Origin of the sequence: Dokdonia sp. Hel_I_53 (assembly GCF_007827465.1) — a bacterium.
In the GTDB taxonomy this organism is placed as follows: Bacteria; Bacteroidota; Bacteroidia; order Flavobacteriales; family Flavobacteriaceae; genus Dokdonia.
Genome location: NZ_VISL01000001.1, coordinates 1,203,328 through 1,217,289, shown reverse-complemented (window position 1 = coordinate 1,217,289; position 13,962 = coordinate 1,203,328). Strand labels below are relative to the sequence as shown.

General features: G+C 34.8%; 12 protein-coding genes and 1 tRNA gene. 4 read left to right on the top strand and 9 right to left on the bottom strand.

The annotated features are described in order from the left end of the window. Window positions 1-14: 14 nt before the first annotated feature. The gene (locus tag OD90_RS05380; protein WP_144667665.1) at window positions 15-2,513 is read right to left on the bottom strand and encodes a M14 family metallopeptidase; all 2,499 of its coding nucleotides are present in this window, start codon (window positions 2,511-2,513) and stop codon (window positions 15-17) included. A gap of 123 nt (window positions 2,514-2,636) precedes the next feature. On the opposite strand from OD90_RS05380, the gene bshC reads away from it, so the two are divergent. Together bshC and OD90_RS05370 are read left to right on the top strand one after the other, a co-directional pair. After that, on the top strand, window positions 2,637-4,232 hold the full coding sequence (gene bshC, locus OD90_RS05375; protein ID WP_144667662.1) for a bacillithiol biosynthesis cysteine-adding enzyme BshC: 1,596 nt from the start codon (window positions 2,637-2,639) through the stop codon (window positions 4,230-4,232). 140 nt (window positions 4,233-4,372) lie between these two features. Continuing rightward, a complete protein-coding gene (locus OD90_RS05370) occupies window positions 4,373-4,687 on the top strand; it encodes a phosphoribosylpyrophosphate synthetase (protein ID WP_144667659.1) in 315 nt (104 codons plus the stop codon). Between the two features lie 35 nt (window positions 4,688-4,722). Here the strand turns inward: OD90_RS05370 and OD90_RS05365 are convergent, their stop codons facing one another. The 8 genes from OD90_RS05365 to OD90_RS05330 form a co-directional block, all read right to left on the bottom strand. Then, window positions 4,723-5,172, bottom strand: a complete 450-nt coding sequence (locus tag OD90_RS05365) for a tRNA (cytidine(34)-2'-O)-methyltransferase (protein ID WP_144667656.1) — start codon at window positions 5,170-5,172, stop codon at window positions 4,723-4,725. Window positions 5,173-5,211: 39 nt separating this feature from the next. Further along, a complete protein-coding gene (locus tag OD90_RS05360) occupies window positions 5,212-6,243 on the bottom strand; it encodes a glycosyltransferase family 2 protein (protein WP_144667653.1) in 1,032 nt (343 codons plus the stop codon). A gap of 83 nt (window positions 6,244-6,326) precedes the next feature. After that, a complete protein-coding gene (locus OD90_RS05355) occupies window positions 6,327-7,319 on the bottom strand; it encodes an NAD-dependent epimerase/dehydratase family protein (RefSeq protein ID WP_144667650.1) in 993 nt (330 codons plus the stop codon). A 109-nt stretch (window positions 7,320-7,428) separates the two neighbouring features. Then, complete coding sequence (locus tag OD90_RS05350) at window positions 7,429-7,896, bottom strand: sterol desaturase family protein (RefSeq protein WP_144667647.1); 468 nt, start codon at window positions 7,894-7,896, stop codon at window positions 7,429-7,431. Between the two features lie 18 nt (window positions 7,897-7,914). After that, the gene (locus OD90_RS05345; RefSeq protein WP_144667644.1) at window positions 7,915-8,754 is read right to left on the bottom strand and encodes a phytoene/squalene synthase family protein; all 840 of its coding nucleotides are present in this window, start codon (window positions 8,752-8,754) and stop codon (window positions 7,915-7,917) included. A gap of 4 nt (window positions 8,755-8,758) precedes the next feature. Beyond that, on the bottom strand, window positions 8,759-10,216 hold the full coding sequence (locus OD90_RS05340; protein ID WP_144667641.1) for a phytoene desaturase family protein: 1,458 nt from the start codon (window positions 10,214-10,216) through the stop codon (window positions 8,759-8,761). Then, the gene (locus OD90_RS05335) at window positions 10,209-11,138 is read right to left on the bottom strand and encodes a MerR family transcriptional regulator (RefSeq protein WP_144667638.1); all 930 of its coding nucleotides are present in this window, start codon (window positions 11,136-11,138) and stop codon (window positions 10,209-10,211) included. The genes OD90_RS05340 and OD90_RS05335 overlap by 8 nt, the downstream gene beginning before the upstream one ends. A gap of 213 nt (window positions 11,139-11,351) precedes the next feature. After that, window positions 11,352-11,434, bottom strand: a tRNA-Leu gene (locus OD90_RS05330). Window positions 11,435-12,006: 572 nt separating this feature from the next. On the opposite strand from OD90_RS05330, the gene OD90_RS05325 reads away from it, so the two are divergent. Both OD90_RS05325 and OD90_RS05320 read left to right on the top strand, forming a co-directional pair. Beyond that, complete coding sequence (locus OD90_RS05325) at window positions 12,007-12,459, top strand: hypothetical protein (RefSeq protein WP_144667635.1); 453 nt, start codon at window positions 12,007-12,009, stop codon at window positions 12,457-12,459. A 183-nt stretch (window positions 12,460-12,642) separates the two neighbouring features. Beyond that, window positions 12,643-13,950, top strand: coding sequence for a hypothetical protein (locus OD90_RS05320; protein WP_144667632.1), 1,308 nt, complete (start codon window positions 12,643-12,645; stop codon window positions 13,948-13,950). Window positions 13,951-13,962 lie beyond the last annotated feature (12 nt).

The following is a 13,962-nucleotide window of genomic DNA, read 5'->3' as shown; positions in this document are numbered from 1 at the left end:
AAGCGTATAGATTTTTAAAGCCTGAATTTGTTATTATTCGTAAAGAATAAAGCATTTGCAAAAAATAATTTACCATTTTCCCAAAACCCTCTGAATAGTGGGTCATCTACCATATAGATAATACTACCGCTACCGATTCTTTCTTCACCAAAAATCATTGATTTACGTAGTTTTTCTTTAGCACTTTCTCCAGCAAAACCAGAAACGTTAGTGATTTCATCTGGAATCCATGCAACATTAAAACCTTTGTCCAGATAATCATACGAGGTACTCCCTAATTTTAGCGTAAAATAATTTTCTGGATATCCAAAAGCTAGTGGATGCGTAGGGTCTACCTTAGCTTTGAAAATAGCTCCGGTTATAAAATTCTTTGTACTAGCATTTTCTCGATCACCGTAAGGTATAAGCTTATCATCTGTTTGTGTTTCATCTTCATCTGTAGTGCTTCCTGAAGATTTTCGCTTTAAGCTAAAACCAGATTTTCCAGCAAAACTACTAACAGCATTTGAAATGGCTATTATTTTACCTCCGTTCTGAACAAAATCTTTGATTTTTTTAAGCCCGTCTTCCGTCAAGATACTATTATACCAACCGCTAGGCATTACAATAATATCAAACTGATTTAAGGATGTACGAGATAGGCTAGATGTATACACCGAAGTGACCGGGTATTCAAGTGTTTGTTCAAAGAAATACCACGTAGCGCCATAACTTAATGATGAGGTGTTATCACCTCTTAATAATGCTATTTTAGGTGGATTGATAAGTTTTACTTCTGGAGAGCCAAAATCTGGTCCAGCATCAGAAAAACTTGAGGAAGTTCCGTCTAATTGTACATTGTGTTTAGCTGCAATTTTTTTGACCGTCGCATCAAAATCATCATTTAATTTATTGTCTCTTCTGGTTAATATAAGTGAGCCGCGGTCATAACTTTTTCTTCTATTTATAAAAGGCTTTTCCGTAAAGCGTACTCTAATTCCTTGTTTAATTAAATCTGCCAGAAAGCGAGCATCTTGCATGCTTTTCCACTGTGCGATATAACCTGCGCGACCAGTTGTAGCTATATTATCTACAAAGGGGCTAACGGCAGTGGTATTTACTAAAGTTTCACTAGCAATGGCCTCAAGACCGTATGCATGTGGTAAGCTCCATGCTGTAATGTCATATGTGAGCGGTGTACTTAATTTTGCATTAGGTTCAAAAAGCACTTTGACCATTTTTCCCTTAGGTTGATTTGTGCTTACAACCATAGCACTATCATACTTGAGATTTCCTTTTTTGTTTTGGGAATAATTAAAGCCTGTAGCTGTTCCATCAGTCGCAAATCCATAGATAATTTCATGTTTGTCAAGTAGCTCTGCTAGAGATTTTAAGCGCGAACTATCACCTGAAAGCACATAACTTTTATATTTTAGATTATCATTTTTAAAATAATTTTTAAACTCGGTATTTAGAGTTTGTGCGTTTTGAGAAGCTACCTCTACAGTAGATAAACCAGTTGTCTTGTGATGTGCTACTCTATCTATAAGAGTAAGTTCATATCCTTCATCGGTATTAATGCCTAATCCTGCACGGCCATGACCCGCTTGCTCATAAGTCATCCCAATCGCTCCCATAAATATGGGATAGGTGTCACCGTAGCTAGGGTATAATAAGTCAAATCGCTCTTTGGTGAAAAATAGCCATCCTTCTTCGTCAAAATATTTTGCATGGTTTTTCCCAATAGTAGTTTGGAAATCACGTTGAAAGTCTGTTATCACTTCATGAAATGGCTCTGCAGCGGGTGCAAAGTAATAAGGCTCATTGATTCCCTGTTCGTGAAAATCTACGTGAATATGCGGCATCCATTTGTTATAAATCTTAAGACGCTGTTGTGTTTCTACTTGCGTTGCCCACATCCAGTCGCGGTTGAGGTCAAAAAGATAGTGATTAGGTCGACCTCCCGGCCAAGGCTCATCATGTTCGGCTGCAATTTGCAATGGATCGTATGGTGTTGATTTCACTTGGTTGTACCAATTTGCATAACGGTCTCTTCCATCTGGATTGACACATGGGTCTATAATGACAACGGTATTGTTTAAATACTCTTTTTTTGAAGTTACTAATTCATAAAGTGTTGCCATGGCAGCTTCAGTAGATGAGGCTTCATTCCCGTGTACATTATACGAAAGCCAAACAATGGCTGTTTCGGGGTCCACTTTCGCGAAAGCGTTATCTTTTAAAATTCCTGTTTGTACAAGATTAGTTTTACGTATAGCCTCTAAATTACTATGGTTAGTCTCACTGGTAACGACTGCATATGTGAGGGGTCTACGTTCATTAGTCTTACCATATTGTTGATAGGTAACTAGGTCACTATTTTCTGAAACATGATGGAAATACCGTACCACATCTGCGTGACGAGAAAATTCTGTACCTATTTCATACCCCAAAAATTCTGAAGGAGACTGAACTTGAGCAGCTAATATTGATGTGAATAGTAAGAAAACAGTATTTATGAGAAGGCGTTTCATTAAAGGTGTTTTTTTGATAAAGTCTAAAACTACATAAAAGTAGCGCGTTGTGATTGCCGTTTTAACGTATTTTTGGGAAAGCTCCTTTTGGGCACCTTATATCTTTACGTTAAATAATTTTTTATGCCAACTGACAGTCTTTCTTATCGAGATACAGGGTACTTTTCACCACTAATTTGCGACTACTTAGATCAAAAAAAAGAGTTGAACCCCTTTTATCATAGATTTCCTTCGGTTGCAAGTTTACAGAGTCAAGCAGCAGATAAAGAAAGGCATTATTCACAAGAGTCTCGTGATGTTTTGGTTTCTTCTTTAAAAAAGCAATATTATGACATCAATATCTCAGATGCTACAGCACTTAATTTGGAGCGTCTTTCTGAGTCTAATAGCTTTACCATAACTACTGGTCATCAATTGAACTTGTTTACTGGTCCCTTGTATTTTTTATACAAGATTATTTCAGTAATCAATTTGTGTAAAGAGCTGTCAGAGCAGGATACCGCCAGGCACTATATACCTGTGTATTGGATGGCCACTGAAGATCATGATTTTGACGAGATTAATTACTTCAACTTTGAAGGTCGTAAAGTGCAATGGAGTCGTGAGGACGGAGGTCCAGTAGGAGAACTTTCAACAGAAGGTCTTGAGGAAGTTTTAGAACTATTTAAAGAACAACTGGGTACTTCACACAGTGCAGAGTCCTTAGTGTCACTTTTTGAGAATGCATATCTCAAACATGATAATCTTGCAGATGCTACGAGATATTTGGGAAATGAATTGTTTGGAAATCAAGGTTTAGTAATCATTGATGGGAATGATTGTCATCTCAAAAGACTATTTATACCTTATGTAAAACGTGAACTAGTCGAGAATGTTTCTCATGATAAAATTACAACGCAAACTAAAGAACTTACTTCCTTTGGATATCCTGAGCAAGTTCATCCAAGGGAGATTAATCTATTCTATATCAAGAAAGGATTAAGAGAGCGAATTATAAAGTTAGACGGTATGTATGTGGTGAATGACACCGATTTACAGTTTAGCGAAAGCGAAATTTTAAAGGAACTCGAAAATTACCCAGAACGTTTCTCTCCCAATGCATTATTGAGACCAATATTTCAAGAAGTTATTTTACCCAATCTCTGTTACATTGGAGGTGGAGGAGAACTTGCTTATTGGTTTCAGCTTAAAAGCTATTTTGATGAAGTGCAAGTTCCTTTTCCGGTTTTGCTCTTGCGTAACTCTGCATTAATTAGAACAGAGAAACAACGCACTAAAGCTGAAAATCTTGGCGTCTCTTTGCCAAATTTATTTCTCAAACAGAATGAGCTAATAAATAGAAAAATACGCTCGATTTCTAATATTGAAATTGACTTTTCAACACAACGCAGTTTTTTGAAAGAACAATTTAGAGCTATGCAGCTCATTGCAGAGGAAACTGATAAAAGTTTTATAGGAGCGGTAAAAGCTCAAGAAGTAAAACAATTAAAAGGATTAGATAATTTAGAAAGCCGACTATTACGCGCACAAAAGCGTAAGCTTAGTGATCACGTACAGCGATTGGTAGACCTTCAAAATGATATATTTCCTATGCAGAGCTTACAAGAACGTAATACAAATTTTGCTCAGTTCTATTTGGAGTTTGGAGAAGATCTAATTCCAGAACTTATGGAAGCTCTCGATCCGCTTAGTGGGGAATTTACAGTAATAACTTTGTAATAGGCTTCCAGTCTGTATAAACTCAGGTCTATTCTAAGTTGATAACTCTGACCAAACGTACGTGTCCAACAATACTAAACTTATTCTAAAATTTTGGTGTAGCTTTTAACTCTTTATATCTTTAAGAAAAACATAAACCAATGAAAAAAGGATACGATACATTATCACTAGCAATAGAAGATTTGCAGAAAGAAGGTTATACGGAAGACTTTAATTTAGTCGACGATGGAATTGAGTCAAAAAACCTTAAAAAGCAGTGGAATGCAGGAGAGATAAATGTAACAAACTATTTCCGTTTTGAAGGAATGACTAATCCTGGAGATAATTCCATTCTCTATGTTGTAGAGAGTAAGGATGGGACAAAAGGATTACTTGTAGATGCTTACGGTGTTTACGATGGTCAAATTTCGCAAGAGATGATTGACAAACTAAATGTCAATAATTTTGTGAAGTAAAACTGTTACGCTTTCGCGAAAGCGTACTAAGATACCTATCTCAGTTGTCTATTACCTTCATACACCACTATACCCACAGCATTTGCAAGGTTTAAACTGCGTATGTGCTCACTATAAAGTGGAATTTTATACAGATGCTCAGAATGAGCATCTGTTATGCTTTTAGGCAACCCTTTAGATTCCTGACCAAAGACTAAAAACATATTTTCTTCATACGGAATCTCATAATGTGTTTTATCGCCATGACTGGATAAAAAAACCATTTTTGCTTCGCTGTTAGTATTGAAAAAGTCTTGTACATCATCATAATAAGATACGTCCATGTGCTGCCAGTAATCGAGCCCAGCTCGTTTTAGGCGAGTGTCGTCTATTTTAAACCCAAAAGGTTTAACTAGGTGTAACCTACAACCAGATCCTAGAGCAAGACGGCCTATATTACCCGTGTTATTAGGAATTTCAGGATTGATGAGTACGATATTAAGCATAAAATGAAAATTATATGTTGAGCAAAGATAGGTGTCCTTTTAAGCAAAAAACCAATAATCATTTACGGGATTTTTCCCCCATTCGTTTAATTTCTCTTGTATTTCTTTTTTACCATCGGGAGAAGAAACTACAATCATGAGTTGCGGATTTTTAATCCTAGGTATATCCTCAAAGGATTGCATACGTATATCGTAAATATCTTTACCTATTTGCTTTTGATTATTGGAGACCCAATGGAATTCCTTTTCATAGGATTGAATAATTTTTGCCATGTCTTTGCCGTTTCTGCCAGCTCCCCACAAAACTAAAGGTCTTGAAGTATCACGGTCTAACTCATAGAAAAAGCGCATTTTTAATTCAAAATAGCGATTATCTTTATACTCTTCCCAAGTGCGTGAAATACGATTTGAGCGATCACGCCAGTGGTGTAAAATAACATCGATGCCTATAACCTTAAGATTATTACGATACATTCTAAAGCACAAATCATAATCTTCTGGATAAACAATTGGATCAAATGCACCAACGGCATCAAAATCGTCTTTGTGTATCATCCAGCAATGCGAAGGGATTACACACTCTTTATAAATTTGCTGGTAATGTGTGCTTGTTCTTGCGACTTGATTCAGCCATTTCTCATACCTTAAAAAACCGTCGCCTACTTCACCTTCATCTACAAAATGCTCAGTTCCACCCGCTATCACATGCCCTTTTCCGTATTTCAACCATTCATCAACCAGCACTTGTATTTTGTATTCTGGCATTTTATCATCACTATCCATGCGATTAAGCAACGTTCCTTTTACTTCTCGGTAACCATGTTGTAGGGTAGGGATTAGTTTATGCTCATTACTGTGAAATACTCGTATACGTGAATCCTGCTGAGCAAAAGACGCTAGTATTTGAGGAGTTTCGTCTGTAGAGTGATCATTTACGGCAATAAGTTCCCAATTTTGATACGTCTGATTGATAATAGAATTGATACAATCGTGTAGGTAAGGTGCCGTATCCTTTACCGCCATGATGATTGATACTAATGGAGTGGTATTTATATTTGTTGAACTTGACATTTTTATGTTGTGGATAGATAGACTATAAGGGTAATTAAAACTGATTTAAGATAACTGTTAATACATGCTATTTCTGTACTTGGCTATTGCCAAGATGGGGGAAGGTTTTTTTTAATTTCTATATGTTGAAATGGCTGGCTTTCTCTTGATCCTTTATCAATTACCCATCTCGCTGTTACTTTTAAACCGTCTTCAAGAGTAGTTTTTACAGCAGGCTCAAATATGTCCTCAAATTTACAGTGATCTGCATAGGCATGCTGCACCTCATTACGCTCTTTTAAATGCGTAATTTGAGTCGAGCTACTCATTGCTTTGTTAACTTCTTCAGCGAGTTGCTGCACAGTATGATGAATATCTGAACCTATGTTGAAAATTTGATTATCCGCTTTCGCGAAAGCGTAACTCGCAGCAATATATGGAGCCACGTCATCTATATAGGTAAACGCACGAGTTTGCTTTCCATCGCCAAAAATGGTAAGTGCTTCTTTTTTAAGAATCTGATTCATGAATATGCCAACAACATTGCGATATTTGTCCCCTATATTCTGTCCTGGCCCGTACACATTATGAGGTCTAAAAATGATATAATCTAACCCAAACATTTCGTGTGCGTTTTTAAGATCCATTTCCACAGCATATTTTGCAATACCGTAAGGATCTTCTGGCTGCGGATTTTGCGATTCTCGAAGTGGCAATTCTTGTGAACCGTATACAGCGATTGAGCTAGTGAAAATAAATTTTTTCACAGCGTGATTGACTGATGCATTGATCAAATTTATACTACCTATAACATTATTCTCGTAATTGAAACGTCGTATAAAATGACTCAAACCCTCGGCGGCATACGCTGCCAGATGATAGACATAATCAAAAACATGGGTATTAAAAAGCTCATTTACTAGTTGATAATCTGTAACCGAGCCCTTTATAAAAAGGCATTCTTCTGGAATATTTTCTTCAAATCCACCAGAGAGATCATCAAGGACGACCACTTTGTGCTCATGTTGTAGTAAATACGATGCGACGTGACTACCTATAAAGCCAGCCCCTCCTGTGACGAGTGATGTGTATTGCATAATGCAAACCTAAGAAATAGGAGTGGATAGTGAGGTATACGCTTTCGCGAAAGCGTAACAAATAACAGATTTAAATTCGGAGTGTATGATAGTAAATGCAAATATGCTCCTATTTGCGGGTCTGTCTTGCTTGTTTAAAATATTTAACAGGCGGAAAGAGCATACCGAAAGATTCTCCATGATCTTTACCTAAATGTTTATGGTGCATTTTATGTGCACGACGTAAAGCTTTGCCGTACCAGCCATTTGCTTTACGAAACATTTTGAATCGCTGGTGGATAAAAATATCGTGTACTCCAAAATAAGCTAAGCCATAAGCAAATATTCCCAAACCAATAGGTAAACCTATCCAGACATCTTCATAACGCCAAAGTAAAAAACAGCCGATAGAGATAAGCGCATAAAAGATGAAAAATAAGTCATTTTTTTCCCACCAAGAATCATGTTTCTTGTGGTGATGATCTTGATGTAAAGACCACAAAAAACCGTGCATAACGTATTTATGGGTCGCCCAAGCTAGAAATTCCATTATTACAAAGGTGAGTACAAAAATGAGGATCCAAAGAAATATGTCCATTGTTGCGATATTCTATATTTAAATAAGGTTTAATCTATATTTTACATAACTACGAGCGAGTAGTGTAGCTTTTACATAATCTGGTACACGTATGCGTGTGTTTTTAATTTCTGCAGATGGGACTTTCTTAAGTTTGGTTAAGAGTTTTTTATAATAGCGAAAAGCTGTATAAACTCCGAACTTTGCTTCTATTGGCAATTTATTAATACCCGCGAGTCCCTTTTCAAAATCTTCCTCTATATCTTGTATTATCTGTTGTTTAGAGGCTTCGTCAAGATCAACTAAATTAGTATTTGGAAAATAGGTTCGGCTCAGACCCTCAAAATCAGCTTTTAAATCACGTAAAAAATTTACTTTTTGAAATGCAGAACCTAAACTCATGGCACTTTCCTTTAGGTCTTCAAAATGATTTTTATCGCCTTGAACAAAAACGGTTAGACACATAAGACCTACTACATCTGCACTACCGTAAATATACTCTCGATATTCCTCATCTGTAAGATAATCAGACTTAGTTAAGTCTAATCGCATACTTTTCATAAAGGAGTCAATATGCTCCTGTGATATATCATACTTATGTACCGTTTCTTGAAATGCATTCAATATAGGATTGAGACTAATTTTATCGTGAAGTGCATTTTCTAAGTCATTTTCAAACCTATCAAAAAGTAGGGCTTTATCGTAGTCATGAAAAGAATCTACAATTTCATCTGCAAAACGTACAAAACCGTAGATATTGTAAATGTCCTGTCGTATAGACGGTGCTAGCATTTTTGTAGCACTGGCAAAAGAGGTACTATAGGACTTTGTCACAACTTTAGCACAACTTCTGGAAACGGTGTCAAATAATGATTTCATTAACTTAAAAAATTTTGTTTATCAGTTGTGCCGTAAGCTTTCCAGAGATAAGCGCTGGTGGTACTCCTGGTCCAGGGACAGTTAATTGACCAGTAAAATACAAATTTTTTACTTTCTTACTCTTTAAATTTGGTCTAAGAAATGCAGTTTGCTTTAAAGTGTTTGCCATTCCGTAGGCATTTCCTTTGTAAGAATTATATTCTGATATAAAATCTTTTACGCAAAATGACTCTTTAAAAAGGATATGGCTTTTAAAATCTTCACCTGATAATTTTGTGATGCGTTTCATGATAATATCAAAGTATTTATCCCTAAGTTGTTGATTGTCTTCTACTCCAGGTGCGATAGGAATTAAGAAAAATCCATTTTCCTTCCCATCTGGGGCCATTGAAGAATCATTTACCGAAGGAAAATTGGCATAAAATAATGGTTCTTCTGGCCAAGCAAGATCATCATAAATGGTTCGAGCATGTTCATCAAAATCAGTGTCAAAAAATAAATTATGATGGGCAAGATTTTTAAATTTTTTATCAAAACCTACATAAAAGAGTAGGGAGGAAGGGGCAAAAACGCGTGAATCCCAATATTTTTCTGAGTACTGACGGTACTCCTTGGATAGTAGCGTTTCACTATGGTGATAATCTGCACCACTTACAACAATATCTGCAGGAATAGTTTTGCCGCTTATTAGTAGTCCTTTAGCTATACCTTTATCTACAATTATCTGTTCAACATCAGCATTTGTATGAAGATGAACGCCGAGTTCTTCGGCTAGAGTAATCATACCTTTGATAACCGAGTGCATTCCCCCTTTTGGGTGCCAAGTACCCAAACCAAAATCTGCATAATTCATAAATCTGTAAAATGCAGGTGTTTTATTTGGTTTTGCACCTAGAAATAATACTGGAAATTCTAATATAGAAACCAGTTTTTTATTTTTAAATGCTTTACGTACATCATCACTTATAGTTCTGAAAAACTGATTTACCCGTAAAGCAGTTTGAGGAGTAACTAACTCTAGTGGAGATATTCCAGGCTTATTGACAATGTCATTGATGGCTATATCGTAATTTACCCCCGCTTTTTTAATGAACTTTTCAAGTGCAGCAGAACTTCCTGGTTCAATTCGCTCAAATTCAACTGCAATTTTATCTAGCGTATCACCTATAGTTACAATATCATCTGCAAACCATACTTTATACGCTGGATCTAATTTTTCTAGTTGGTAATAGTCAGATACATTTTTCCCAAAATTATTAAAGAATTTTTCAAAGATATCTGGCATCCAGTACCAGCTGGGACCCATATCGAAAGTAAAGCCATCTTTTTGTAGCTGTCTTGCGCGTCCACCAAGAGTGGCATTTTTTTCAAACACATGAACTTCGTGACCAGCATGCGCTAAATAGCAAGCGGCAGATAGGGAAGAGAATCCAGAGCCTATAACGGCAATTTTTTTAGGCATATATAGGAAGTTTCTTTTGAATCACATTTACAAATTCCCGGATGCTCATCATTAAGTAAACATTATCAGGAATTGAAGATTCATCAATTTTAGAGGTAAGAGCACCCAATATATATAGGTCTAATTTTTGAGTACCAAAGAGATTGTTAAATTCATTAAAATAGTCCTCTATTTTGTCAATTTCTGGGGCTACAGTAAAATACGCGGCAAATGATAGGCGAGGATGATTTAAGTAAAGATATTTAAGGTTAGATAACATGATGCTTTGACCTAAATAAATGACTTTGTAACCATTTGATATCAATTCATAGTTAAGAAATAATAAGCCTAGTTCATGTATCTCATTTTCTGGAAGAAATAGCGCAAATGTTTGCTCTTGAGTACAAGGGGTACTATGTTGTTTCTTTTCTATATTTATAAGTATCTTTTGTTTAATTAGATTAAATATAAAGTGCTCGTGAGAAGGATTAATTGTATCTGTTTGCCAGAGAAGACCAATCTCGTGGAGTAAAGGCAGAAAGGATTCATAAAAAATAGTTTCAAAATCTTTTGTTTCTACTAAACTATTATAAGTCTTGTGAAATAGATTTTGATCAAAATTCATCATCGCTATTTTGAATGAATTGATCGCGTGATTTTCACTGGCTGCACTGAGTTCTGAGACGATGACAGAAACAAGTGCTGAGATTTCAGAAGTAGTTTTATTTGCAATCTTAGAGATTTTATAACCGTTCTCTGTAAGAAATACTACATTGAGCAGCTTTTGTAAATCATTTAAAGAGTATGTTCTAATATTAGTAGCTGTACGTTGAGGCTCTAATAAGCTATAACGTTTTTCCCATATACGTATGGTATGCGCTTTAATCCCACTCAAACTTTCGAGATCTTTAATGCTAAATTTGGTTTTCACTACATTTTTCATACCCCTTTATTTGTCGTAAATGTACTCAAATCTTGTTTTTTGTTTAACAAAATGTAGTTAAAAAATAAACAAAAAATAGAAATATTGAGTTCGCTTTCGCGAAAGCGTATAAATAATGAAAAATAGATAATAAGGGAAAGGATTTAAAACTATTAAGACCAGCACTTAAAACTAGAAAAGGAATTAACCGATAAAAGTTAATTCCTTGTGTAGTACCCGGGATGGGACTTGAACCCACACGCAACTAGTGCACACGGCCCTCAACCGTGCCTGTCTACCAATTTCAGCACCCGGGTAGAATTGCATATTTTGTAATGCGATTGCAAATATATGTTGTTCTTGTGAAATGCAAAACTTTTGACATTGAATTATATAAAATCTACCTATTTAGAATTTGATGAAACTATTTTTAAAATATATACGTATATATTTCAGACAGGTTATAAGAAAAAAAAGAGCAGAGTTAAAATTTCAACATAGAGACTAAATAGTAGTTAGCTAAAAAAAACTTCTAAAAGATGTATTTTTTTTATAAAAAAATTATGATTTAAGTATCTTTGTAAATCGTAAGGATTGTTGAAGAGATATAACAACTAGAATAGATTTGAATTAGATTTTCTTTAATGTCTAAGTGTCTTGTAATCAAATGATTTTGTCCGATTAAATCTAATTTTATGCTTTAAATATAAAGTTAAATTTGAAAATTTTATTGATGAAATATCTGCAAATTTGATAAGTAATTTTTAATACAACGTTGTGTTTGTTTATAAATTAAACGCTTATCATCGATATTTTTTTGCTTTTTATCGAGTTTATTCGTAATATTATCCCAAAATAAGATTATAAACCTAACTTAAAACTTATTACTATGACTATTAAATTATTTTTACGCTCTGCGTTATTTGCATTTTTATTCTTTGGAATGTCTCAATTGAGTGTTGCTCAAGATGCTGAACAAGAAATTATCAGCAAAAAAGTCAAGATCAATAGATATCATGATCGTGAAGAATTACTTGCATTGAAAAAAGGGCCTCTTTTAGATTTATACATACAACGTGTGGATGTGATTATTAAGATTTTACCAAACATCGCATTTACTACCAAGCCAGGGGTAACAATGAGTGATTTAGGTATTCCTGATACGAAAGAGCATAGAAAAGCTTTGACAGATAATATTGAAGCAGCAGCATCTTACTTTGAAAATACTTCGGCTTTTCAAAAGCAAGTATTGCCATATTCAGATAAGTCTAGCTTAATCGCTGCAATTTTGTTTTATGAGCAAACATTAAAATCACTACATACTTATAATGATTTTAATTAAAATTACTAACACCTATTATTAGGTGTATATATTGCAGGTGTTTAAAAATTATGATTATTTTATGTTTTTTTTAAACTTTTTGTCTGCGATGCTTTGTGATTTGGTGGATATAACGTAGTTTCGAAGCTTCGAAAATCGTTAATACTCAAATCGTTGGTTAATTATTTAAAAATATCTATTGTAATGAAAAATAACATATACACGTTTTTGATCGCACTTATTGTTTGTTCAGGAAATATTTTTGCACAACAAGAAAAGGGAATTATAGGAGAAGATAACTGGTTAAGTTATTGGACAGAATTCAAACCAAAAGTAGATGTAAACCTTGAGCCAACTCAAATTTTAACGGGTGAAATTAAAGGTGGAGAGTATACTTTACAAAAGCGTGAGATCTACCTATTGCTAGGGGATGTTTTTGTAACAGATAGTACTAAGTTAATTATCGAGCCAGGAACAATTATTCTTGCTGATCATAAGACAAAAGCATCACTTGTAGTGACGGCTGGATCTTCTATAGAAGCTATTGGAGCAGAAACAGATCCTATTGTCTTTACCTCTAATAGAGATGTTCCTAGACCTGGTGATTGGGGAGGTATATTTTTACTTGGAGATGCTGCTGTAAATAAGATTAGTGAGAGAAATATTTTACGAAAAGGACTAAAATCGTATGCTCCAGATAATCTAGTTTACGGAGGGTCTAATGCTGAAAGTAATTCTGGTGTTATGGACTATGTTAGAATAGAGTATGCTGGAAAGCGAACTAAAGACTTTGGTTTTTTTGATGCTCTTAGTTTGTATGCTGTAGGTAATAAAACTAAAATATCTAACATAATGATGAGTTATAGTAAAGGTAATTCTCTTTATGTTGCAGGTGGTGATTTAGATTTAACTCATCTTGTTTCTTTCAAGGCTAGTAGGTCAGATTTTAAATTTGACTTCGGTTCTCAAATTAATATCACCAATTCTTTGGCGGTACGCTCACCGTACGATTCAGCATCTATAGGAGCTGCAAGTTTACATGCTACATCTCAAAGTAATGACTCTGAGGCAGATTTTGCTAAAGATCAGACATCAGTTGTTGCTTCTAACCTTACGCTTCTTAATATGAGTGATAACTTAAAAAGTGCTATTGAGGTTGGTTTGGTTCATGAATCTGTATATGTAGATTCAAATACTTCACTTACAATGGATAAGAGTGTGATATCTGGTTTTAATCCTGCAGTGATTTTTAGTAGTGATATTTCATTAAATGATAAAAACTTACAGCGTATTAAATTTACAAAAATGTATTTCAATAGCTGTGAAGGAAATATCTTTATTGAGAATTCACAAAATAATGAAGACTTAGAAAATTGGTACGGTAATCCAGGTTTCCAAAATGTATATTCTAAAGGGGAAGATTCTAAAACGTTTATAGATTCTAAAAATTTAAGAGATCCTGATTTTCGCTTACGTATCAATAAAATTATTGCCTCTAACAGCTCAAATTAATATAAAAATATA